The sequence below is a fragment of the Sphingomonas sp. BE123 genome (assembly GCF_031456015.1).
GTDB lineage: Bacteria > Pseudomonadota > Alphaproteobacteria > Sphingomonadales > Sphingomonadaceae > Sphingomonas.
Genome location: NZ_JAVDTW010000002.1, coordinates 1,156,860 through 1,177,699 on the forward strand (window position 1 = coordinate 1,156,860; position 20,840 = coordinate 1,177,699).

The 20,840-nt window shown below is 67.4% G+C and carries 20 protein-coding genes and 1 riboswitch; of the genes, 13 read left to right on the plus strand and 7 right to left on the minus strand.

What is annotated here, in order from left to right; genetic code table 11:
* Positions 1-33: 33 nt before the first annotated feature.
* Complete coding sequence (gene ispH, locus J2Y54_RS13730; RefSeq protein WP_310040513.1) at positions 34-987, minus strand: 4-hydroxy-3-methylbut-2-enyl diphosphate reductase; 954 nt, start codon at positions 985-987, stop codon at positions 34-36.
* Positions 988-1,095: 108 nt separating this feature from the next.
* Here ispH and J2Y54_RS13735 point away from each other — a divergent pair, with 108 nt between their 5' ends.
* The 8 genes from J2Y54_RS13735 to J2Y54_RS13770 all read left to right on the plus strand — a co-directional run bounded on the left by J2Y54_RS13735 (position 1,096) and on the right by J2Y54_RS13770 (position 8,761).
* Positions 1,096-1,776, plus strand: a complete 681-nt coding sequence (locus J2Y54_RS13735) for a hypothetical protein (protein ID WP_405052933.1) — start codon at positions 1,096-1,098, stop codon at positions 1,774-1,776.
* 194 nt (positions 1,777-1,970) lie between these two features.
* A riboswitch (glycine riboswitch) is annotated at positions 1,971-2,067 on the plus strand.
* A gap of 214 nt (positions 2,068-2,281) precedes the next feature.
* On the plus strand, positions 2,282-3,391 hold the full coding sequence (gcvT, locus tag J2Y54_RS13740; protein ID WP_310041318.1) for a glycine cleavage system aminomethyltransferase GcvT: 1,110 nt from the start codon (positions 2,282-2,284) through the stop codon (positions 3,389-3,391).
* Positions 3,388-3,759 carry a glycine cleavage system protein GcvH gene (gcvH, locus tag J2Y54_RS13745; RefSeq protein WP_310040517.1) on the plus strand — a complete coding sequence of 124 codons (372 nt, stop codon included), beginning with the start codon at positions 3,388-3,390 and terminating at the stop codon, positions 3,757-3,759. The genes gcvT and gcvH overlap by 4 nt, the downstream gene beginning before the upstream one ends.
* 129 nt (positions 3,760-3,888) lie before the next feature.
* A complete protein-coding gene (gene gcvPA / locus J2Y54_RS13750; protein WP_310040518.1) occupies positions 3,889-5,247 on the plus strand; it encodes an aminomethyl-transferring glycine dehydrogenase subunit GcvPA in 1,359 nt (452 codons plus the stop codon).
* Complete coding sequence (gene gcvPB, locus J2Y54_RS13755) at positions 5,244-6,812, plus strand: aminomethyl-transferring glycine dehydrogenase subunit GcvPB (protein ID WP_310040520.1); 1,569 nt, start codon at positions 5,244-5,246, stop codon at positions 6,810-6,812. The genes gcvPA and gcvPB overlap by 4 nt, the downstream gene beginning before the upstream one ends.
* Before the next feature lie 113 nt (positions 6,813-6,925).
* On the plus strand, positions 6,926-7,276 hold the full coding sequence (locus tag J2Y54_RS13760) for a hypothetical protein (protein WP_310040524.1): 351 nt from the start codon (positions 6,926-6,928) through the stop codon (positions 7,274-7,276).
* Positions 7,273-7,914, plus strand: coding sequence for a DUF938 domain-containing protein (locus J2Y54_RS13765; RefSeq protein WP_310040527.1), 642 nt, complete (start codon positions 7,273-7,275; stop codon positions 7,912-7,914). Before J2Y54_RS13760 ends, J2Y54_RS13765 begins: the two co-directional genes overlap by 4 nt.
* Before the next feature lie 157 nt (positions 7,915-8,071).
* A complete protein-coding gene (locus J2Y54_RS13770) occupies positions 8,072-8,761 on the plus strand; it encodes a hypothetical protein (protein WP_310040530.1) in 690 nt (229 codons plus the stop codon).
* Positions 8,762-8,885: 124 nt separating this feature from the next.
* Here J2Y54_RS13770 and J2Y54_RS13775 read toward each other — a convergent pair whose 3' ends face one another.
* Positions 8,886-9,803: a DMT family transporter gene (locus tag J2Y54_RS13775; protein WP_310040531.1), complete on the minus strand. Its 918-nt coding sequence runs from the start codon at positions 9,801-9,803 to the stop codon at positions 8,886-8,888.
* An 85-nt stretch (positions 9,804-9,888) separates the two neighbouring features.
* Between J2Y54_RS13775 and J2Y54_RS13780 the strand changes: the two genes are divergently transcribed.
* A complete protein-coding gene (locus tag J2Y54_RS13780; RefSeq protein ID WP_310040535.1) occupies positions 9,889-11,421 on the plus strand; it encodes an aminoacyl--tRNA ligase-related protein in 1,533 nt (510 codons plus the stop codon).
* A 97-nt stretch (positions 11,422-11,518) separates the two neighbouring features.
* Here J2Y54_RS13780 and J2Y54_RS13785 read toward each other — a convergent pair whose 3' ends face one another.
* Together J2Y54_RS13785 and glpD are read right to left on the minus strand one after the other, a co-directional pair.
* Positions 11,519-11,698, minus strand: coding sequence for a hypothetical protein (locus J2Y54_RS13785; RefSeq protein ID WP_310040537.1), 180 nt, complete (start codon positions 11,696-11,698; stop codon positions 11,519-11,521).
* 62 nt (positions 11,699-11,760) lie between these two features.
* The gene (glpD, locus tag J2Y54_RS13790; RefSeq protein WP_310040540.1) at positions 11,761-12,894 is read right to left on the minus strand and encodes a glycerol-3-phosphate dehydrogenase; all 1,134 of its coding nucleotides are present in this window, start codon (positions 12,892-12,894) and stop codon (positions 11,761-11,763) included.
* An 83-nt stretch (positions 12,895-12,977) separates the two neighbouring features.
* On the opposite strand from glpD, the gene J2Y54_RS13795 reads away from it, so the two are divergent.
* On the plus strand, positions 12,978-13,997 hold the full coding sequence (locus J2Y54_RS13795; protein WP_310040541.1) for a hypothetical protein: 1,020 nt from the start codon (positions 12,978-12,980) through the stop codon (positions 13,995-13,997).
* Positions 13,998-14,000: 3 nt separating this feature from the next.
* Here the strand turns inward: J2Y54_RS13795 and J2Y54_RS13800 are convergent, their stop codons facing one another.
* Positions 14,001-14,705 carry a carbonic anhydrase gene (locus J2Y54_RS13800; protein WP_310040542.1) on the minus strand — a complete coding sequence of 235 codons (705 nt, stop codon included), beginning with the start codon at positions 14,703-14,705 and terminating at the stop codon, positions 14,001-14,003.
* A 131-nt stretch (positions 14,706-14,836) separates the two neighbouring features.
* On the opposite strand from J2Y54_RS13800, the gene rnr reads away from it, so the two are divergent.
* Together rnr and J2Y54_RS13810 are read left to right on the plus strand one after the other, a co-directional pair.
* A complete protein-coding gene (gene rnr / locus J2Y54_RS13805; protein ID WP_310040544.1) occupies positions 14,837-17,092 on the plus strand; it encodes a ribonuclease R in 2,256 nt (751 codons plus the stop codon).
* A gap of 5 nt (positions 17,093-17,097) precedes the next feature.
* Positions 17,098-17,406, plus strand: coding sequence for a hypothetical protein (locus J2Y54_RS13810; RefSeq protein WP_310040546.1), 309 nt, complete (start codon positions 17,098-17,100; stop codon positions 17,404-17,406).
* 37 nt (positions 17,407-17,443) lie between these two features.
* On the opposite strand, the gene J2Y54_RS13815 is transcribed toward J2Y54_RS13810, so the two are convergent.
* Entirely contained in the window at positions 17,444-18,613 is a 1,170-nt protein-coding gene (locus tag J2Y54_RS13815) for a saccharopine dehydrogenase NADP-binding domain-containing protein (protein WP_310040548.1), read from the minus strand.
* 101 nt (positions 18,614-18,714) lie between these two features.
* On the opposite strand from J2Y54_RS13815, the gene J2Y54_RS13820 reads away from it, so the two are divergent.
* Positions 18,715-19,020 carry a hypothetical protein gene (locus tag J2Y54_RS13820; protein ID WP_310040551.1) on the plus strand — a complete coding sequence of 102 codons (306 nt, stop codon included), beginning with the start codon at positions 18,715-18,717 and terminating at the stop codon, positions 19,018-19,020.
* Here the strand turns inward: J2Y54_RS13820 and J2Y54_RS13825 are convergent.
* The gene (locus J2Y54_RS13825) at positions 19,017-20,819 is read right to left on the minus strand and encodes an ABC transporter transmembrane domain-containing protein (protein ID WP_310040552.1); all 1,803 of its coding nucleotides are present in this window, start codon (positions 20,817-20,819) and stop codon (positions 19,017-19,019) included. The genes J2Y54_RS13820 and J2Y54_RS13825 overlap by 4 nt on opposite strands.
* Positions 20,820-20,840: the final 21 nt, after the last annotated feature.

The window sequence follows — 20,840 nt, forward strand, 5'->3', positions numbered from 1 at the left end:
CGCTGGGGTGCCGGACAGCCCCGACGCTCTTGGTCACGCCGCCTCGAGCCCCTTGGGCAGTTTGAAGGTGATCGTTTCCTGCGCCGTCTCAACGATCCGTTCGGTCACGGCGTAGCGCGTGGCGATGCGGTCGATGACTTCGCGGACCAGCACTTCGGGGGCGGACGCGCCGGCAGTGATGCCGAGCGTGCCCAGACCCTCCAGCCAGGCGAAGTCGAGGTCGTCGGCGCGCTGGATCAGGCGCGCGGACGTGCCTTCGCGCTCCGCCACTTCGGCAAGGCGCAGCGAGTTGGACGAATTGGGCGCGCCGATCACCAGCACCAGATCGCACGATCCGGCGATGGCGCGCACCGCCGCCTGACGGTTCGACGTGGCGTAGCAGATGTCGTCGGCCTTGGGCGCGACGATATCGGGGAAGCGCCGCTGCAGGATCGCGAGGATCGCGGCAGTATCGTCGACCGACAGCGTGGTCTGGGTCAGGAAAGCGAGGTTGCCCGGTTCGGCGGGCGCGACCTGCTCTGCGTCTTCCTCGGTCTCGATCAGCGTCATCGCGCCGTCGGGAACCTGGCCGAAGGTGCCGATCACCTCGGGATGGCCTTCATGGCCGATGAACAGGATGTGGCGGCCGGCGGCGACCAGGCGTTCGGCCTGACGATGCACCTTGGACACCAACGGGCAGGTCGCGTCGAAATAGGACAGGCCGCGATTTTGCGCGGCGGCAGGCACCGATTTGGGGACGCCATGCGCGGAGAAGACGACATGCACGCCGTCCGGCACCTGATCGAGTTCGTCGACGAAGATCGCGCCCTTTGCCTTGAGCGTATCGACCACATATTTGTTGTGGACGATCTCGTGCCGGACATAGACCGGCGCGCCGTGCAGCTCGATCGCGCGTTCGACGATCTGGATGGCGCGGTCGACCCCGGCGCAAAAACCGCGCGGCGCGGCGATGAGAAGGTCGAGAACGGGTTTCTGAGTGTCGGTCATCGCCGCTGCCTTACGCGATCCTGAGCGGCGGCGAAAGCGGCGGGATGGCCGTTGCGGGAAGGCAAAGCGCTGCCTATGGTGCGCGCCGCCGGGCCGGGTCCGCCAGCAATGGGGGAGGCTGGCATGTCTTGTTCGGGAAAGGTGCCCCAGTTGAACGTTCGCAAACTCGCGCTTGCCGCATCGATTCCGCTGGCGCTCGCCGCCTGCGCCCGTGAGGGCGACATTGCCGAGGGCGGCATCACGGCGGTCCGCTCGGCCTGCCCGCGCGTCGGCGTGCCCGCCGGGACCGGCGACATCACGCTGTTCAACCCCGCCGACAGCACCGCCGCAAGCGCGATCGACGTCACCGCGACGCTGACCAACGTCACGTCCAACTGTGACGATAGCGGCGACATGATCCGCAGCGACATCGCGTTCGAGGTCCACGCCAGCCGCCGTTCGACCGAGGGCGCGCGCGAAGTGACCTTGCCCTATTTCGTGACGGTGGTTCAGGGCGGCACGGCGGTCGTGTCGAAGCGCATCGCACAGGTGACGCTGCGCTTCGAACCGGGGCAGACGCGGGCGCAGGCGAGCGGCACGGCCAACGCCTATGTCGCGCGCGCCGCAGCGACGCTGCCCGACGAGATTCGCCGCGAGATTCTGGCCAAGCGCAAGGCGGGCGACGAAACCGCCGCGCTCGACCCGCTGGCGCGACCCGAGGTGCGCCAGGCGGTGCTGCGCGCGACGTTCGAGGCGCTGGTCGGCTTCCAGCTTACCGACGCGCAGCTGAAGTATAACGCGACGCGCTAGGTTATCGGGCGCCGCTTGCGCGGCGCGCGGCACCGGCCCGCTCCCCCACCCGGCCACCCATCGGCAGGATATTCTGAAATGGGTGGCCGGGTGGGGGAGCGGGCCGGTGCCGCAAACCAACAAACGCCAACTTCCCGATTGACTCAATCGGTGCGCCGCAGCATTCCGGCTGCGTCGGCACCGGGCAACCGGTGAAGGCACGCGCGGGAGAGTTTGCGGGTCCCCGGACCCGGAACGCCGAAGGAGCAACCGCCCCGGAATCTCTCAGGCACCAGGGACCGCGCGGGCCACGACACTCTGGAAAGCGCTTGCCCCGTCAGGGGTGAGCCACCGAAGGGGTAAGTCCCGGACACGCGCCGGGATCAAAGCTCTCAGGTTCCCGTGACAGAGGGGGCGACGGATGAATGGCCGCGCTGTGCGGCATTCCGTCGTCAATTCTGGAGCGCGTTCCGTGACCGACACCCCTGATACGACCACGGGCGAGCCCGAATTCGTCGAAGAACTGATGCTGCTCCCGCTCGATGCGTGGCACCGCGCGCGCGGCGGGCGGATGGTGCCGTTTGCGGGCTATGAGATGCCGGTCCAGTATGAGGGCATCATGGCCGAGCATCTGTGGGTGCGCGAATCGGCCGGGCTGTTCGACGTGTCGCACATGGGCCAGCTGCTGCTGTCGGGCGACGGACTCGACGCCGAGCTGGAAAAGCTGATCCCCGCCGATGTCGCGGGCGTCGCGGTGGGGCAGCAGAAATACTCGCTGTTGCTGGCCGAGAATGGCGGCATTCTCGACGACCTGATGTTCAGCCGCTGGCCGGGCGGGATCTACATGGTCGTCAACGGCGCATGCAAATGGGACGACATCGCCCATCTGCGCGAGCATCTGCCCGACGATATCGAGATCAACCATATGGACGAGCATGCGCTGCTGGCGCTGCAGGGTCCCAAGGCGTTCGATGCGCTCAAGCGCCATGTGACGGGCGAATACCCGCTCGACGCGCTGGTGTTCATGAAGGGCGGCAAGTTCGAGATCGGCGGGGTGCCCGCCTATATCAGTCGGTCGGGCTATACCGGCGAGGACGGGTTCGAAATCTCGATTCCGGCGGATCAGGCGGCCAAGGTCGCCGACCTACTGTGCGGCGAGCCCGAGGTGAAGCCGATCGGCCTGGGCGCGCGCGATTCGCTGCGGCTCGAGGCGGACCTGCCGCTCTATGGCCACGACCTTGACCCCGAGACGACGCCGATCATGGCGGCGCTGAACTTCGCGGTCGCGAGCAAACGTCGGCGTGAGGAAGCGAACTTCCCCGGCGCCGAGCGTATCCTGCACGAGCGCGAGCATGGCCCGATCCAGCGCCGCGTCGGCCTGATCGTCGAGGGGCGTCAGCCGGTGCGCGAAGGCGCGCTGGTGCTCGACGATGCCGGCAACGAAGTCGGTCGCGTCACCAGCGGCGGCTTTGCCCCGACCGTGCAGAAGCCGATCGCGATGGCCTATGTCCCGACCGCGATGGCCGCAATCGGCACGCGCGTGACGCTGAGCCAGCGCGGCAAGATCCATCATGGCGAAGTGGTGCAGATGCCCTTCGTCCCCCACCGCTATGTCCGACAGGGAGGCATGAAATGAGCCGTTACTTCACCGAAGATCATGAATGGATCGAACTGGACGGCGAGATCGCGACCGTCGGCATCACCGAATATGCGCAGAGCCAGCTGGGCGACATCGTGTTCGTCGAGGTGCCCGAGGAAGGGCGCGCCGTGAGCAAGGGCGATGACGCGGCGGTGGTCGAGAGCGTCAAGGCGGCGAGCGATGTCTATGCCCCGGTCAGCGGCACGGTGGTCGAGGGGAACCCGGCGCTGGAGGAAAACCCCGCGCTGGTGAACGAAGACCCCGAGGGCGATGGCTGGTTCTTCAAGATGACGTTGAGCGACACGAGCGAGCTCGACGGGCTGATGAACGAGAGCGCCTATGCGGATTTCGTGAGCAAGCTGTGACCTTACTAGCCCCTCCCCTTCAGGGGAGGGGTTGGGGGTGGGGCGTCCAAGTCTCACCGAGACCGGTCGCCAAGAGGACAGGCCCCACCCCAACCCCTCCCCTGAAGGGGAGGGGCTTTGGAGAATAGAATGCGCTACCTTCCCCTTACCCAGTCCGACCGGCAGGCGATGCTCGCCGCGGTCAATGCCGCAACGATCGATGATCTGTTCGCCGATGTCCCCGAAAGCGCGCGGCTGGCCGGCCCGGTGCCAGGCCTGCCGATGCATGCCAGCGAGCTGGCGGTCGAACGGCACATGTCGAAACTGGCGGCGAAAAACCTGTCGGCGGGAAGCGCGCCCTTCTTCTTGGGCTGTGGCGCGTACAAGCATCATGTGCCGGCCAGCGTCGACCACATCATCCAGCGCGGCGAGTTCCTGACCGCCTATACGCCGTACCAGCCCGAAATCGCGCAGGGCACGTTGCAGGTGATGTTCGAGTTCCAGACGCAGGTCGCGCGCCTGCTCGGCACCGATGTCGCCAATGCGTCGATGTATGACGGGTCGACCGCGTGCTGGGAGGCGATCGGCATGGCGCGGCGCATCACCAAGCGCGCCAAGGCGATCCTGTCGGGCGGGCTGCACCCGCATTATGTGTCGGTCGCCAACACCATGGCCAAGTACACCGGCGACACGCTGGTGACCGCGGTGCCCGAACTGACCGCCGAGCCGGATACCGCGTCGCTGATCGACCTGATCGACGACGACACCTCGTGCGTCGTGGTCCAGTATCCCGACATTCTCGGCCGCATTTCCGACCTGTCGGAGCTGGCGGCGGCGTGCCAGGCGAAGAAGGCGCTGCTGGTCGCGGTGGTGACCGAGCCGGTGGCGCTGGGGGCGATCAAGTCGCCGGGCGAGATGGGCGCGGACATCGTCGTTGGCGAGGGCCAGTCGATCGGCGTCGGGCTGCAGTTCGGCGGCCCCTATGTCGGCCTGTTCGGCTGCAAGGAAAAATATGTCCGCCAGATGCCCGGCCGCCTGACCGGCGAGACGGTGGATGCCGAGGGCAAGCGCGGCTTCGTGCTGACGTTGTCGACCCGCGAGCAGCATATCCGGCGCGAAAAGGCGACGTCGAACATCTGCACCAGCTCGGTGCTGTGCGCACTGGCCTGGTCGGTGCACATGACGTTGCTGGGCGAAAAGGGGCTGCGGCAGCTCGCGGCGCTCAACCATGCCGGCGCAAGCGCGGCGGCGGACCGGCTGGCGCAGGTGCCCGGCGTGGAGCTGGTGACGCCGACCTTCTTCAACGAGTTTACGCTGAAGCTGCCCAAGGAAGCACGCCCGGTCGTGCGCGCACTCGCCGACAAGGGCATCCTTGCCGGTGTGTCGCTGGGCCGTCTCTATCCGGGCGAGGGGGCGTTGGAGAACGGCCTCGTCGTCGCGGTCACCGAAACCACCACGGCGGAGGATGTCGAAACCCTTGCCGCCGCGCTCCAGGAGGTGCTGGCATGAGCACGATCAACCAGAGCGGCTGGCGGCCGCAGATGAACGCGGTCGAGGGTGAGGCTGCAGCCACCTTCACCGGCAACCGCGCGCTGATGCTGGAAGAGGCGCTGATCTTCGAGATCGGGTCGCTGGACACGACCGGCGTCGATTTCGCCGAAGCGCCCAAGGCGGCGTCGCGGCTCGGCGGGCTGGAGCGGCATCGTGACATCGGCCTGCCGGGCCTGAGCGAGCCGGAAGCGGTGCGCCATTACACCCGCCTGTCGCGCCAGAATTACGGCATCGACCTCGGCTTCTTCCCGCTAGGCAGCTGCACGATGAAGCATAATCCGCGCCTCAATGAGCGGATGGCGCGGCTTCCCGGCTTTGCCGACATTCACCCGCTTCAGCCGATCGACACGGTGCAGGGCGCGCTGGAGGTGATCGATCAGCTGGCGCACTGGCTGGTGACGCTGACCGGCATGAGCGCGGTCGCGATGTCGCCCAAGGCGGGCGCGCATGGCGAGCTGTGCGGCATCCTCGCGATCAAGGCGGCGCTGGAAGCGCGCGGCGAGGACCGCCGCGTCGTGCTGGTCCCCGAAAGCGCGCATGGCACCAACCCGGCGACGGCGGCGTTCGCTGGCTTCACGGTCGAGGATATCCCGGCGACCCCGGACGGGCGCGTCGATGTCGCGGCGCTGACCGCGCGACTGGGACCGGACGTGGCGGGGGTGATGATCACCAACCCCAATACCTGCGGCCTGTTCGAGCGGGACCTGAAGACGATCAGCGACGCGGTGCATGCGGCGGGCGGCTACGTCTATTGCGACGGCGCGAACTTCAACGCGATCGTCGGCAAGGTGCGCCCCGGCGACCTGGGCGTCGATGCAATGCATATCAACCTGCACAAGACCTTTTCCACCCCGCATGGCGGCGGCGGTCCGGGTTCGGGGCCGGTGGTGCTGTCCGAAGCGCTGGCGCCGTTTGCCCCGCTGCCGTTCGTCGAGCAGCAGGATGGCCGCTTCGTGCTGGTCGAAGAGGAAACCGCGGGCGAGCATCATGGGTCCAGCTTCGGCCGCATGGTCTCGTTCCACGGCCAGATGGGCATGTTCACCCGCGCGCTGACCTATATCCTGTCGCACGGCGCGGATGGCCTCAAGCAGGTGGCGGAGGACAGCGTCCTCAACGCCAACTACGTCCTGCGCAGCCTGGAGGACGTGCTCGATGCGCCCTTCGCCAGCAGCGGACCATGCATGCATGAAGCGATCTTCAGCGACCGGGGCCTGGCCGAAGGCTTCTCGACGCTCGACATCGCCAAGGGGCTGATCGACGAGGGCTTCCACCCGATGACGGTGTACTTCCCGCTGGTCGTCCATGGCGCGATGCTGGTCGAGCCGACCGAGACCGAGAGCAAGGCGGCGCTGGACCAGTTCATCGGCGCATTCCGTTCGGTCGCGCAGCGCGCCAAGGCGGGCGACGCGGCGCTCAAGTCCGCACCGCACTTCGCACCGCGCCGCCGCCTCGACGAGACGCTGGCCGCGCGCAAGCCGGTGCTGGTGTGGAAGGAGCCGGCGCAGGCGCAGGCCGCCGAGTAACGCATTTCGTCTGTTTCTCCGGGTTGGATTTCGATCTAATCCGGCTCCCGGGCGGGCGGCGGCTTCGTGCCGCCGCCCCTTCGTTTTTTCGGGAGGCGTCTATGCGCAGCGCAATGGCTTTGATCGCGACCCTGATGATGGCGGTCCCCGCGACCGCAGGGCAGGACCCCAGAATTCCGCAGGCCGAACAGGATGCGGACCGGATCGAGGCGCAGCGCCTCTACGACGCGCAGCGCCAGCGCGATCAGGACGAGGCGGAGCGGGTCGACAAGACCAATTTGGGGCGTCAGGCCGATTACGACCTGTACGTTGCGCGGCAGAAGGCCGAGCATGAGCGGAAGATGGCCGCGTGGCGTGCCGAGGTGGCGCGGCAGCAGGCCGAAGCTGCGCGCGCCCGCGCCGAGTGGGAGGCGCAGGTGGCGCGGTGCAAGGCAGGCGACCGATCGGCCTGCGCGCCCAAATGAGCGACCCGACCCCCTGGATCGTTGCCGAGGACCGCGGTGCGGTGCGCAAGCATGCGCCCGCCACGCTGCGCAACCGCGAGGCGATCACGGCGGAGCTGGCGGCGCTGCTGCCGGAGCGCGGCACGGTGCTGGAGGTCGCGAGCGGGAGCGGGGAGCATGCGGCGTATTTCGCCGAGCGGTTCCCCGCGCTGACCTTCGTTCCCAGCGATCCCGATGCGGCGGCGCGGGCGTCGATTGCGTCGTGGTGCGCAGGGCTTGCCAATGTCGCACCGCCGCTGGCGATCGACGCGGCGGCTGGGGAGTGGCCGATCGCCGCCGCCGATGCAGTGCTGTGCATCAACATGGTGCATATCAGCCCGTGGGAGGCGACGGTCGGACTGTTCCGTGCGTGCGCGGCGCTGTTGCCGCCGGGCGGCCCGCTGATCCTCTATGGCCCCTATCGCGAGGCGGGGGTGGAGACGGCGGAGTCCAATCTGGCGTTCGATGAGTCGCTCAAGGCGCGTGATCCGGCCTGGGGGCTGCGCGACGTGGCCGATATGGACCGGCTCGCGGCGGACTGTGGTTTCGCGCGCGCCGGGCGGGTTGTGATGCCGGCGAATAATCTGATGCTAGTGTATCGCGGCGGTGGCGGCGCGTAGTGTGACGTTGTGGGTCGCAATGGCGGGTTAGCGTGGGTTCGGTCCGTTAGCTGCCTTTCGGCTAACGACCCCGTTAGGGATTTTTCGCGGCCCCCTACCCACTACCCGAAAGCGGACATTTGCGCTTAGAAGTGTCGGCGGCGTAGGGGGGGGGATTATGCAGCGGTTTGAGGGGCGTACGTTTTGGCACGGCGGCGATCCGCTCAGCCTATCGCACGTTAGCGCGAGCGACTGCGGCTTTAATCAATGCAACGTGCGAAGCGTTTCACGTGGCTGGAACGTGTATTCTGATATTCGTCTTGAGAACGTCAGCCATTGGAACTGCGAAGCGACGGGCTGCGTCTTCGACGACATCTCGGTGCAGAACCTCAAAAAGACCGGGTCGGCCCCGCTGTTCTTGAACGCAAGCGTCTTCCGACACGTCACCCTAGCCGGCAACATCAGCGGCCTGAAGATCAACCGATCAGAGTTAGCAACGCTCGTTTCGGAGGAAGACCGCAGGTGGAGAGATGCGGAGGTGAAAGCCTTTTATTCCTCTGCTGATTGGGCACTCGACATATCTCGGGCCAAGTTTCCGAATGGGACGACCTTCGAAGCGCTCCCCGGCGATAAGATCGTTCGCGACCGAAAGACGCAGGCGCTTATCCGCCGCGACGCTCTCAAAACGATGGACTGGAAAGCGCTGGACTACAGGGGGACTGCAATCGACATTGCTATTGGCTGGTTCGAGCATGGGTCGCTGTTCGACTCAGTTGTGGTCGTTCCCCGCAGCAGTAGCAAGTATCGCGAAGCGGACGCGGCGGTGATTGACATGCTACGGCGTGAGGGAGTTGCCGAGATGGATTGATAGCCGATTTGACGCTTTTCGCACCAAAAGCAGTCAGTCCGCCTCCCACCCATTTGCGGTCATTCCCGAAAAGACCCCGAAATCCCCAAAACGGCAGCCGCGACACTCCGCCCTACGACCGCCCCTAATCGTCGCCCACATCCGCAACCGCCTCAACCGGTCCCGCGCGCCGCGCCAGTCCCAGCCGCTGTTCGCGCCAGGCGATGTAGAGGCCGCTGGCGACGATGATCGGGGCGCCGATCCAGGTCCATTGGCTGGGCAGCACGCCGAATAGCACATAGCCATAGAGCGTCGCCCAGATCAGGCTGGAATAGTCCATCGGCACCACCGCCGAGACCGGCGCGAAGCGCAGGGCGGCGGTGAGCGCGAGCTGGCCCGCGCCGCCGATCAGGCCGATGCCGATCAGGATCGCAAAGGTCTGCCAATCGTGCATCTGCGCGAAGAACGGGTAGGCGATGGCGAGCGGCGGGACCGATAGCGTCGAGAACCAGAAGACAGTGGTCGCCGGCCGTTCGGTCTTGGCCATCTGGCGCAGCTGGATCGCGATCAGCGCGACGAAGAAGGCCGCGGTCAGCCCGACCAGAGCGCCGGCGAGCGGGATATGCCCGTCCCCGGGCTGGGCGACCAGCACCACGCCGACGAAGCCCGCGATCACCGCCGCCCAGCGCCGCCAGCCAGTCTTTTCATGCAACACCAATGCGCCCAGGATCGTGGCAAAGATCGGCGCGGTGAAGGAAAAGGTCGTCGCTTCGGCGAGCGGGAGCAGCAGCACCGCGCCGAAATTGAACACCATGCCGGTCAGCCCGATCACGGTGCGGTTCACATGCAGCCCGAACCGCCGCGTGCGGAGCGAGCGCATGCCCGGGCCGGCCGCGATCCAGGCGAGGATGAAGGGGATCGCGAACAGCTGGCGAAACAGCATGATCTCGGCCAGGTTCGCGCCGCCCTGTTCCGCCAGCTTGATCATCGCGCCCATGGTCGAGAGCATCAGGATGGCGAGCAGGCGCAGGCCAAGGCCGGTAAGGACGCGATCACGATGCACGTGGCTTGCCTAGAGGCGATGCCGTGGTGCGGCAAGGCGCGAAGGGGCGTGACGCGCCCCAAATCGCGCGCTAATCGCGCTTCCCATGATCAAGCACGCACTCAACGTCACCCGCGAAGCGGATTTCGCCGCCTGGTATCAGGCCGTCATCACCGAAGCCGATATGGCCGAGGAGAGCGGCGTGCGCGGGTGCATGGTCATCCGGCCCTGGGGCTATGGCATCTGGGAGCGGATCCAGCGCCTGCTCGACGATCGCATCAAGGCGACGGGGCATGAGAATTGCTATTTCCCGCTGTTCATCCCGCTGAGCTATTTCGAGAAAGAGGCCGAGCATGTCGACGGCTTTGCCAAGGAAATGGCGGTCGTCACGCATCACCGGCTGGTGCAGAAGGATGGGCGGCTGGTGCCCGATCCCGAGGCGAAGCTGGAAGAGCCGCTGGTCGTCCGCCCGACGTCCGAAACCGTGATCGGTGCGGCGATGGCGCGCTGGGTCCAGTCGTGGCGCGACCTGCCGGTACTGATCAATCAATGGGCCAATGTCGTGCGCTGGGAAATGCGCACGCGCATGTTCCTGCGCACCGCCGAATTCCTGTGGCAGGAGGGGCATACCGCGCACGCCACGGTCGACGAGGCGCGCGAAGAGACGATGAAGATGCTGGAGGTCTATCGCGAGTTCGCCGAGACGTGTCTGGCGATGCCGGTCGTCGCGGGCGAGAAGCCGGAGAATGAGCGCTTCCCGGGCGCGGTCGCGACCTACAGCATCGAGGCGATGATGCAGGACGGCAAGGCGCTGCAGGCCGGCACCTCGCACTTCCTGGGCACCACTTTCTCCAGCGCGCAGGGCATCAAGTTCCAGAATGCCGAAGGGCAACAGGAACTGGCGCAGACGACCAGCTGGGGCGTGTCGACCCGCATGATCGGCGGCGTCATCATGGTGCATGGCGACGATGACGGCCTGCGCGTGCCGCCGCGCATCGCGCCGTGGCAGATCGTGATCGTGCCGATGCTGCGTGATACGGACGAGGACGCCGCGCTGATCGATTATTGCAAGGGGCTGCAGGCCGAGCTGGCCAAGCAGAGCGCGCTGGGCGAGCCGGTGCGCGCACTGCTCGACCTCAAGGCGGTGAAGGCCGCGACCAAGCGCTGGGGCTGGGTCAAGAAGGGCGCTCCGGTGGTCATCGAGGTCGGCGGGCGCGACATGGCGGGCGGCAACGTGTCGGTGATCCGCCGCGACCGGCTGTATCGTGAGGACGGCAAGCTCAACAGCGAGGTGCAGGCGAAGGACGCGTTCATCGACGAGGCAGGTTTTCTGCTCGAGCGGATCCAGTTCGGCATGCGGGAGTCCGCGCAGGCCCGGCTTGACGCGAATTATCGGCGCGACATCGACAGCTTCGACGCGCTCAAGGCACATTTCGAGGGTTCGGGGAAATATCCGGGCTGGGTCGAGGTGCAGTGGAGCAAGCCCGAAGGCGCGGAGCTGGACGCGGTGGTCGAGCGGATCAAGGCGCTCAAGCTGACCTTCCGTAACGTCCCGAACGATGCCGACCCGGCGGACGGTACGTGCATCTTCACCGGTAAGCCGGCGGTCGAGCGCATCGTGGTCGCGCGGGCCTACTAACGTCGCTTTCAGCTAGGCGGCACCGGCCCGCTCCAGCGAAGCTGAAAAACGCTGAGCCAGATATGACTGCCCCCGCCGAAGCGGGGGCAGTTGAAGCTCATTCGGCGCCGGTGCCGGGTTCGGTCGTCTTCGGCATCTTGCCGTCTTCGATCCGGCCCTCATTGCGCAGATCGCGCCCTTCCTGCGCGGCCTGCTTGCCCTCGGGCGAGTCGCGATGCTCGTTCAGCTCTTCGTTCACGAAGCCTGCGGCTTCCTTCAGCTTTCCTTCGACGCTCATACTGGCCTCCTTAAGTTCAGGTTGCCTCGGTTAAGCGCTTGAAGTCGTGAAAAGGTCCGTGGTCAGGGAAGTTGACGGTCGCGGGTCACCGGGCGCGCGGTGAAGCCGAGTTCGGGTGCCAGTCGGGACAGCGCATGTTCGGCAAGCGCGCGGGCGGTGGTGATCTTGCCGCCGAATACCGACAGGATCGGCGCGGCGCGCGTGTCGAGATCGAGATGATAGTCGCGCGTCACGGTCCGCGCCTCGTCCGCGCCATTGTCGTAGAGCGCGCGGATTCCGGACCAGCCGCCAGTCATGTCGGCGGGGGTGATCTGCTGCCGGAAATAGCGGTTCGCGGCGGCGCAGAGATAGGCGATCTCGTCGGCGTCGATGCCCGCGTCGCCGGGGTGCTGGACAGGCACATCGGTGGTGCCGATCATCGTCTCCCCCCGCCACGGTGCGGCGAAGACAACGCGGCGGTCGGGCTGTTGCAGGATATAGGCGTGGTCGCCCTGCCACAAAGCGGGGACGGTGATATGGCTGCCCTTGATCAGCCGCAGGCCGCTGGTTGTCGCGACGCCGAGCGTGTCGAGCAGCGCGCGCACCCATGGCCCGGCGGCGTTGACGATGGCGCGCGCCTGTACCCGACGCCCGTCGGACAGGGCGAGTGTCCAGCGCTCCGCATCGCGCTGCGCGCCCGTCACCGCGACGCCGGTGCAGATCTCCGCCCCGTTCGCCGCCGCATCCTGCGCATTGGCGCGGACCAACGCCGCGTCATCGACCTGCGCGTCCCAATAGATAAACCCGCTGCTTCCCGCCGTCAGCGGTGCAAGGCGCGGATCGTCGCGGCGCAGCGCATGCGAGCGCGGTAGCGAGGATCCGAGGCCGAGCAGATCGTAAAGATACAGCCCAGCCCGCACCATCCAGCGCGGGCGGACCGCGTGCGCGTGCGGCAGCACGAACGCCATCGCGCGGATCAATTGCGGCGCGGTGGCCAGCATCCGCTCCCGCTCGACCAAGGCTTCGCGCACCAGTCGGAACTCGTAGGTCTCGAGGTAGCGCAGTCCGCCATGGATCAGCTTGCTCGACGCCGAGGAGGTATGCGCGGCGAGGCTGTCGCGTTCGACCAGCACGACCCTGAGGCCCAGCAACGCCGCCTCGCGCGCGATCGCGCAGCCGTTGATACCGCCGCCGATGATGAGCAGGTCACAAGTCACGCGGCCAGCTTAATCGCTCGCGCGCGGCGGGGCGACCGGTTTCGACCATTGACCCGCGCGGCGGGGGCGGGGACGATGGCGGCATGGGACTAGGCCTGTCGATCCTGCTTGCCCTCACCGCCGTGCAGGCGTCCGAGGACCTGCTTGTGCAGGAGCGGGCGATCCGCGCGCGGATGGCGGACAATCCCGATTACGAATGCATGAGCCTCGATCGCGTGGCCTGCGCCGTCGAACTGGCGGAGGTGCTGGAGAAACTGGGACGGGCAGACGAGGGGATCGACGAAATCGCCAAAGCGATGGCCGCGCTGCAGGACGAGGGCGCGATGGGCAATGAGGCGCGCGGGGTGCTGCGCTTTGGCGCCGATGCGATGGCCGCCATCCGCGAGCGCCAGTCAGGGCCAACCGACGCGCTGGTACGTGCGCGCTGGGCGATTGCGGTGGACCGGCAGCGGCGGACCATGGCCGTGGACGGGGGCGGCGCGGAGATGATGACCGCGCGCGGTGAGGCGAGCTATCTCGACAAGACTGCGGACATGCTGCTTGCGCTTGGGCGGGGGAGCGAGGCGGTCGAACTGGCGCGGGCGAGCTATCGCACCGCCACTGCATTTCGCTTCGAGCGCGGCGCGGGCGATGTGCAGGTGCAAGATATCGCCCGGTTCAAAATGCAGCGCCGCCGTGCGCTGGCACTCGTTCGGGCAGGCTTTGTCGCGGCGCAGGAGCCATTTGTGTCCGAGCCGGAATGGCGCGCTGCCGACGCGGCGCTGGCGGCTGGCGATGCGGTCACCGCTGAAACCGCCTATCGGGCGCTGCTGGCGCGGGCCGGAACCCCGCTGATCGCCACGGCACAGCAGGTGCGCGCGATCCGCGGACTTGCCCGCGCACTCGGCGCCCAGGGCGGCGCAAAGCTGGACGAGGGTATCGGCATGCAGCGCGCGTTGCTCGAGCGGCTGGTGGTGCAGACCTGGCGCGGCGACGCGGTGCTTATGGCGCTGGGCGCGGAGCATCAGGCAGCACTGCGGGCGGCAGGGCAGGTGCAGGCCGCCGCGCGGGTCGGGAGCCTGCTTGCCCGCTACCGGGAAGGCGGTGCCCCGCCGCGCTTCTGACGGCTATTCGACGTCGAAAAATTCGACGATGCCCGATGCGAAATGATATTCCGCCCCGACGATCTTGAGCTTGCCCGCGCGGCGCGGGGCGGCGAGCAGGCGCTGGCTCGGCGCGCGCAGGTCGTGCACCACCTGATGCACATTCTCGCGGACCGTGTTTTCGACCACATCGCCGGGAATCTTGTGCGCGGTGTGGACGGCCGGGACGATCGGTTCGACCATCTGGCCCAGCTGACCGGGGAGCTTGGCATCCTTCTCGACCACCTCGATCGCTGCCTTGACCGCGCCGCAGGCCGAATGGCCGAGCACCACGACCAGCGGCACGCCGAGGTGCAGGACCGAATATTCGATGCTGCCCATCGCCTGGGGATTGGCGACCGTGCTTCCGGCATTGCGGATCACGAACAACTGGCCAACCCCGGTCTCGAAAATCTGTTCGGGCGCGGCGCGGCTGTCCGAGCAGCAGACGATCGTCGCGAAGGGACGCTGCCCGGCAAGAAAGGCGCGGCGCTGCGCGTCGTTCAGGCCGTAGTTGAAGGCGCGACCCATGGTGAAGGCCTGGTTGCCCTTTTTGAGCGTTGCGAGCGCGGCGTCGGGTGTGATCCCTGACCCCGCATGGCCGCTTTCGCCAGCGACCAGCGGGCGCGTGGCGAGCGCGGCGCCACCGGCGGCGACGGCGGCGAAGAGGTGGCGGCGGTTGAGGCGCATCGGCATGGCTCGCTCGGCAGAAAGGGGACTGGTCCAATCATAGGAACGCTGCGCGCATGCGGGACGCGGTGCAGGCGATTTTCCGGCAGCGCATTTGGTTTTGCGACGGCGAGGGGCTATGTTCGTTGCCAATGGCAAAACAGAAAAGCGCGAAGTCGAAGCCCGTCCCCGGCCTGCCGACCCGCCAACAGATCATCGATTTCATCACGTCGTCGGAGCAACCCGCAGGCAAGCGCGAGATCGCGCGCGCCTTTGGCCTGTCGGCGCAGGAGAAGATCGCGCTCAAGGCGCTGCTTAAGGACATGAGCGACGAAGGGCTGATCGACGTCGCCCCCGGTCGCGCCTTCCACAAGATGGGCGGGGTGCCGAAGGTGACGGTGCTGCGCATCGTCGAGGCCGATGGCGATACCGTATGGGCGGTGCCCGAACGCTGGGAGGCCGAAGGCATTCCGGTGCCGCGGTTGCGCGTGCGCGAAAAGCGCGGGCCGGGCGGCGCGCTGGGCGTCGGCGACCGCATCCTCGCGCGCACCGAGGAGGCCGGGAAGGGCCTGATCGCGCACCCGATGAAGAAGCTCGCCAAGGGCGATGCCGCGGTGCTGGGCGTCGTCCATGAAGAGGGCGGGCGACTGTATCTGCAGGGGCTGGACAAGAAGGAGCGCACCAGCCCCGTCATTTCCGACCGCAATGGCGCGGAGCCAGGCGACCTGGTGATGGCCGAGGTGACGGGCAAGGGACCGCGCCTGTTTGCCAAAGTCACCGAAATCCTCGGCGACCCGTTCGCGCCGCGCAGCTTTTCGCTGATCGCGATCCACAAGCATGAGATCCCGCACATCTTCTCCGAAGAGCTGCTCGCAGAGGCGGAGCGGGTGGCGAAGCAGCCGCTGGGCGAGGAGCGTGAGGATCTGCGCGACCTGCCGATCGTCGCGATCGACCCGGCTGATGCACGCGACCATGACGATGCGGTGTGGGCGACGCCAGACGACGATCCCGCCAACAGGGGCGGGTGGAAAGCCATCGTCGCGATTGCCGATGTCAGCTTCTACGTCCGCCCCGGATCGCTGCTCGACCGCGAGGCGCGCAAGCGCGGCAACAGTGTCTATTTCCCCGACCGCGTCGTGCCGATGCTGCCGGAGGTGCTGTCGGCCGATGTGTGTTCGCTGAAAGAGGGTGTCGAGCGGGCCGCACTGGCGTGCCACATGCGGATCGGCGCGGATGGCGAGATCAAGGATTGGCGGTTCAGTCGGGCGGTAGTGAAGCTGGCGGCGAACATCGCGTATGAGGATGCGCAGGCGGCGATTGATGGCGCAGAGGACCATCCGCTGACCGAGACGGCGTTGCGTCCGCTGTGGGACTGCTGGGTCGCGCTCAACAAGGCGCGGGCGAAGCGTGAGCCGCTCGACCTCGATTTGCCCGAGCGGCGGATCGTGCTCGACGAAAAGGGGCGCATCCTGTCGGTCGCGCCGCGCGAGCGGTTGGACGCGCACAAGCTGATCGAGGATTACATGATCGCGGCGAACGTCGCGGCGGCCAAGGCGCTGGAGAAGAAGAAGGCGCCGGTCATGTACCGCATCCATGAGCCGCCCAGCCGCGAGAAGCTGGTCGCGCTCAAGGAATATCTCAAGACGCTCGATGTCGAATTCGCGCTGGGGCAGGTGATCCGGCCCAAGACGTTCAACCATGTCATCGCGCGGACCAAGGAGGCGGATTACCACGCCGAGGTGATGACCCAGGTGCTGCGCACGCAGACCCAGGCCTATTACGGGCCGCAGAATGCCGGGCATTTCGGCCTGGCGCTGGGCAGCTATGCGCATTTCACCTCGCCGATCCGCCGCTATGCCGACCTTGTCGTCCACCGCGCGCTGACCGAGGCGTTCAAGCTGGGGCCGGGTGGCGAATTGCCGGCGGACAAGGACATGGAGCGGACCGGCGAGCTGATCAGCAAGCTCGAGCGCCGCGCGATGGAGGCGGAGCGCGACACGATCGACCGCTATGTCGCCGCCTATCTGGCCGCCCATGTCGGCGAGGTGCTGGATGCACGAATCACCGGGGTGCAGAGCTTCGGCTTCTTTGCGACGGTCGACGGCATCGGCGGCGACGGGCTGGTCCCCGCGCGCGATCTGGGGCGCGAATATTTCCGCTATGACGAGGCCGGGCAGCGGCTGGTAGGCGAGGATACCGGTGCCGAGTTCGCGCTGGGCCAGCGGCTGCAACTGAAGCTGGTCGAGGCGAACCCGGTGTCGGGCGCGCTGCGCTTCGAACTGCCCGATGGGAAGGGCAGCGGCTCGGGCCCGCGCCCCGATGGCGAGCGGCGCAAGAGCGGTCCGCCGCGGCCGCTCAAGCGGCGTGGGCGCCCGGCGAACATCAAGCATCAGGGGCGCAAACGCTGAACCCGATGGTCGAATCGCTGCCGATCACCCGCTTCGCGCGTCACCGCCACCGCATCCTCGCGCAATTCAGTGCAGCGGGTGCGGTGACGCCGCTGCACACGATCATCTACCGACCGCCGCCCGAGCTGAAGCCGGTGTTCGACCGGCTGGTGGCGCAGCGCGTGATCCGGCGCGAGGCGCAGGATTATTACTGGCTGGACCTGCGGGCGCACCGGGCGGTGCTGGCGCATCAGCGACGGCGCCAGGCGCCCGTCGCGATTGCAGTCGCAGTCGGGCTAGCACTGGCGGTCATGCTGGCCTTTTATCGCGGCTGACCATCGCTGTCCCTCCCTGTGCAGGGAGGGACGATGCTCAGTGCTTGACGGTGAAGGTCAGCCCGGCATTGGCCTCCAGCCGCGCCTTGAGCGGTTCGGCCATCAGCGCGCCCGGGGTCCACACGCCGCCGTCGCCGGCAACGTCGCGGATCAGGCACAAAGCTGCCTCGGCGATCATCTTCGACGTCGATCCATAGCCGGGGTCGCGGTCGCCCGTGACGGTGCAGGTCAGCGATTCGCCGGTCGGCATCTCCGCGATGAAGTCGATTTCGTAGAAGCCCGCTTCGCGCTCTTCCTTCGATGGGCCTTCGCCGGGGGCGGGGCCCTTGTCGGCGTTCATCGGGTTCATCTTGGCGATCGCTTCCGCCGCCGCCTTGCCGATGTCGCCCAGCCCGGGCGCCACCATCATCTCGTCGTAGCGGAAATCGGTGCCATAGGGGTGACCCGCGAGGAAATTGGTGCGGTGGACATTCTTGGTATTGATCACCGCCATCAAGAACGGCGCGACCCAGCCGCCCACGGCTTCGTCATATTCGGGCATCACCCCCTTGGGCTGGTCCGGCCCGGAAAAGCCGGGGGTGAGCGCGAACGGATCGAGCAGCACCTTGAACACCGCCGGGTTCTTTGCCGCCGCCGCTGCTGTCGCCTTGCCGCTGGCGAACGTACCGCCGGAGAAGGTGCCCTGCATCTTGCGCACGCGCCCCTTCACGCGCGGAGCGGGGCGGCCCCATTTGGCGATGGCCGCTTGCTCGGCGGTCCATACGCCGAGGTCGAAGGGAATCGAATCGAACCCGCACGACAGCACGATGCGCGCGCCGCTCGCCTTGGCCGAGTCCTGATGCCGCGCGATGACGTCGTGCATCCAGTTCGGCTCGCCGCACAGATCGACATAGCCGGTGCCGGTCTCGACGCATGCCGCGACCAGATCATTGCCGTAAAGCTGATACGGGCCGACCGTGGTCAGCACGACCGTGGCCCGCGCGGTCAGCGCGCGCAGCGCGGCGGGATCGTCGGCGTTGGCGGTCAGCAGCGGCGTGTCCGCCGGCGCGCCGATCGCGTCGCGCACCTGTTCGAGCTTGGTCAGCGACCGCCCGGCCATTGCCCAGCGCAGCGACCCGTCGCCGTAACGCTGCGCCAGATACTCGGCGACAAGTCGCCCGGTGAAGCCGGTTGCGCCATAGACGATCAGATCGAATTCGCGGGTCATGCCCCTCTCCCACCATACCGGATATTCCAACCCAGCCTAGGCAGCGTTGCCGCCAGGGGCAAGGGGCGGGGAGGTTGAAACCGGCGCGAAGGCGACCGACAATGGCGCTTATGCCTGTCGCATCGACCAATGACTTGTCCCACTTTCGCGTGCAGCGGCATTTTGCCGAGCATCGCGCCATCTCACCTGCAACCGCGATCGAATATGCGCCCGGCCCGGTCGAGCGCGCCGCTTTCGACCGGCTGCGCGCGAGCGGCGTGATCCGGGAAGCGCATCCCGCGCATTACTGGTTCGATCTCGACCGCATGGGTCGCGACCATCAACCCGCGCGCAATCCAAAGCTGCGCATTGCGCTCGCGCTGGGCGCGGTCCTTGCGTTCGCCGCCTGGTATCTGTCGCGCTATTAAGCGCTTTCGCTGAACTGGAGGCTGGCGAGCCGCGCGTAGAGGCCGCCCCTGGCCACTAGCTCGGCATGGGTGCCGCTTTCGACAATGCGGCCTTCGTCCATCACGATGATGCGCTGCGCCGCACGGACCGTGGCGAGACGGTGCGCGATGACCAGCGTGGTCCGGTTCGCCATCAGCCGTTCGAGTGCGTCCTGCACCAGACGCTCGCTCTCCGCGTCCAGCGCACTGGTGGCTTCGTCGAGCAACAGGATCGGCGCATCGCGCAGCAGCGCGCGGGCGATGGCGATGCGCTGGCGCTGGCCGCCGGACAGGCGCGCGCCGTCCTCGCCAAGGAAGGTGTCGAGACCTTGGGGAAGCTCGCGCAGGAACTCGGCAGCATTGGCGGCTTCGGCTGCCTGCCAGATCTGCTCTTCGCTCGCGTCCCAGCGGCCATAGCGCAGATTGTCACGGGCGGAGGCGGCGAAGATCACCGTTTCCTGCGGCACCATCGCCATGCGCGCGCGAATTTGGGCCGGGTCGGCGTCGCGCAGGTCGACGCCGTCGACGCGCACGCGGCCTGCTTCCGGGTCGTAGAAACGCTGGACCAGCTGAAACAGCGTCGACTTGCCCGCGCCCGAAGGACCGACCACTGCCACCGTCTCGCCCGGCGCGACCGACAGGGTGAAGTCCTGCAGCGCCGACGTTTCGGGCCGGGTCGGATAGCGGAAGGTCACCCCCTCGAACGCCACGGCGCCGCGCGCGGGTTCGGGCAGCGCGACCGGGTTCGCGGGCGCGGCGATGTCGGGCTCTTCCGCGAGCAGTTCGGCAAGCCGGGCGGCGGCGCCGGACGCGCGCAGCAGATCGCCATAGACTTCGGTCAGCGCACCGAAGGCACCGGTGACAAGCCCGGCAGTGATCACGAAGGCGGTGATCGACCCGCCGGAAATCCGCCCCTCGGCCACCCCGTGCACGGCGTCCCACATGATCAGGGTGATCGCGGTGAACAGCGCAAAGATGACGAGCGCGGTCATCAGCGCGCGGGTCGCAAACCGCTTGCGCGCGGTGGCGAAGCCGCGATCCACTGCAGCTTGGAAGCGTTCGCCCTCACGCGCTTCCTGGCCAAAGGCCTGGACGATCCGCATTGCGCCGAGCGTTTCCGAAGCGATCGAGCCGATATCGGCGACGCGGTCCTGACTGGTGCGGGAAAAGCGTCGCACGCGCCCGCCCAGCCACATGATCGGCAGCACGATCACCGGAATCCCGACCAGCAGATAGGCCGCAATCTTTGGCGCCAGCACGAACAGATACAGCGTGCCGCCGATCGCGATCAGCAGGTTGCGCAGCGCCACCGACACGGTCGTCCCGACAATCTGTTCGACGACCGCCGTGTCGGCGGTGAGGCGGCTGGCAATTTCCGACGGCCGGTTTTCCTCGAACCAGCGCGGCGGGAGGCGCAGCAGGTTGCGATGCACCGCCGCGCGCATGTCCGCGACGGTCCGCTCCCCCAGCCACGAGACGAAGTAGAAGCGCATCGCCGTGGCAAAGGCGAGGACCACGACCACAAGGAGCAGCCCCTGGAAATAACCGCCGATCTGCGTCGGATCCGCGCCGGCGCCGAAGCCCTTGTCGACGACTTCCTTGAACGTGCGCGGGATCCACAGCGTCGCGCCGGCCGCCAGGACCAGCGCGACAATCGCGAGCGTCAGCTGGAGCGGATAACGCCGGGTATAGCCCCAGACGATGGTCAGGCTCGACAGCTTGCGCGGCGGCTGTGCCGGCGTTGCGGCGGGGGTCGATGGGGGCGTGACGGTCTCGGCCATGCCGCCGCCTAGCCCGAAGCG

Coding starts and splice junctions, on each gene's coding strand:
- rnr (WP_310040544.1), top strand. CDS start 14,837: ATGGCAAAACAGAAAAGCGCGAAGTCGAAGCCCGTCCCCGGCCTGCCG.
- ispH (WP_310040513.1), bottom strand. CDS start 987: ATGACCGACACTCAGAAACCCGTTCTCGACCTTCTCATCGCCGCGCCG.
- J2Y54_RS13800 (WP_310040542.1), bottom strand. CDS start 14,705: ATGCGCCTCAACCGCCGCCACCTCTTCGCCGCCGTCGCCGCCGGTGGC.
- J2Y54_RS13770 (WP_310040530.1), top strand. CDS start 8,072: ATGCAGCGGTTTGAGGGGCGTACGTTTTGGCACGGCGGCGATCCGCTC.
- gcvPB (WP_310040520.1), top strand. CDS start 5,244: ATGAGCACGATCAACCAGAGCGGCTGGCGGCCGCAGATGAACGCGGTC.
- J2Y54_RS13780 (WP_310040535.1), top strand. CDS start 9,889: ATGATCAAGCACGCACTCAACGTCACCCGCGAAGCGGATTTCGCCGCC.
- J2Y54_RS13810 (WP_310040546.1), top strand. CDS start 17,098: ATGGTCGAATCGCTGCCGATCACCCGCTTCGCGCGTCACCGCCACCGC.
- J2Y54_RS13815 (WP_310040548.1), bottom strand. CDS start 18,613: ATGACCCGCGAATTCGATCTGATCGTCTATGGCGCAACCGGCTTCACC.
- J2Y54_RS13820 (WP_310040551.1), top strand. CDS start 18,715: ATGGCGCTTATGCCTGTCGCATCGACCAATGACTTGTCCCACTTTCGC.
- J2Y54_RS13795 (WP_310040541.1), top strand. CDS start 12,978: ATGGGACTAGGCCTGTCGATCCTGCTTGCCCTCACCGCCGTGCAGGCG.
- gcvPA (WP_310040518.1), top strand. CDS start 3,889: ATGCGCTACCTTCCCCTTACCCAGTCCGACCGGCAGGCGATGCTCGCC.
- gcvH (WP_310040517.1), top strand. CDS start 3,388: ATGAGCCGTTACTTCACCGAAGATCATGAATGGATCGAACTGGACGGC.
- J2Y54_RS13785 (WP_310040537.1), bottom strand. CDS start 11,698: ATGAGCGTCGAAGGAAAGCTGAAGGAAGCCGCAGGCTTCGTGAACGAA.
- J2Y54_RS13760 (WP_310040524.1), top strand. CDS start 6,926: ATGGCTTTGATCGCGACCCTGATGATGGCGGTCCCCGCGACCGCAGGG.
- J2Y54_RS13765 (WP_310040527.1), top strand. CDS start 7,273: ATGAGCGACCCGACCCCCTGGATCGTTGCCGAGGACCGCGGTGCGGTG.
- J2Y54_RS13735 (WP_405052933.1), top strand. CDS start 1,096: ATGGGGGAGGCTGGCATGTCTTGTTCGGGAAAGGTGCCCCAGTTGAAC.
- gcvT (WP_310041318.1), top strand. CDS start 2,282: ATGCTGCTCCCGCTCGATGCGTGGCACCGCGCGCGCGGCGGGCGGATG.
- J2Y54_RS13825 (WP_310040552.1), bottom strand. CDS start 20,819: ATGGCCGAGACCGTCACGCCCCCATCGACCCCCGCCGCAACGCCGGCA.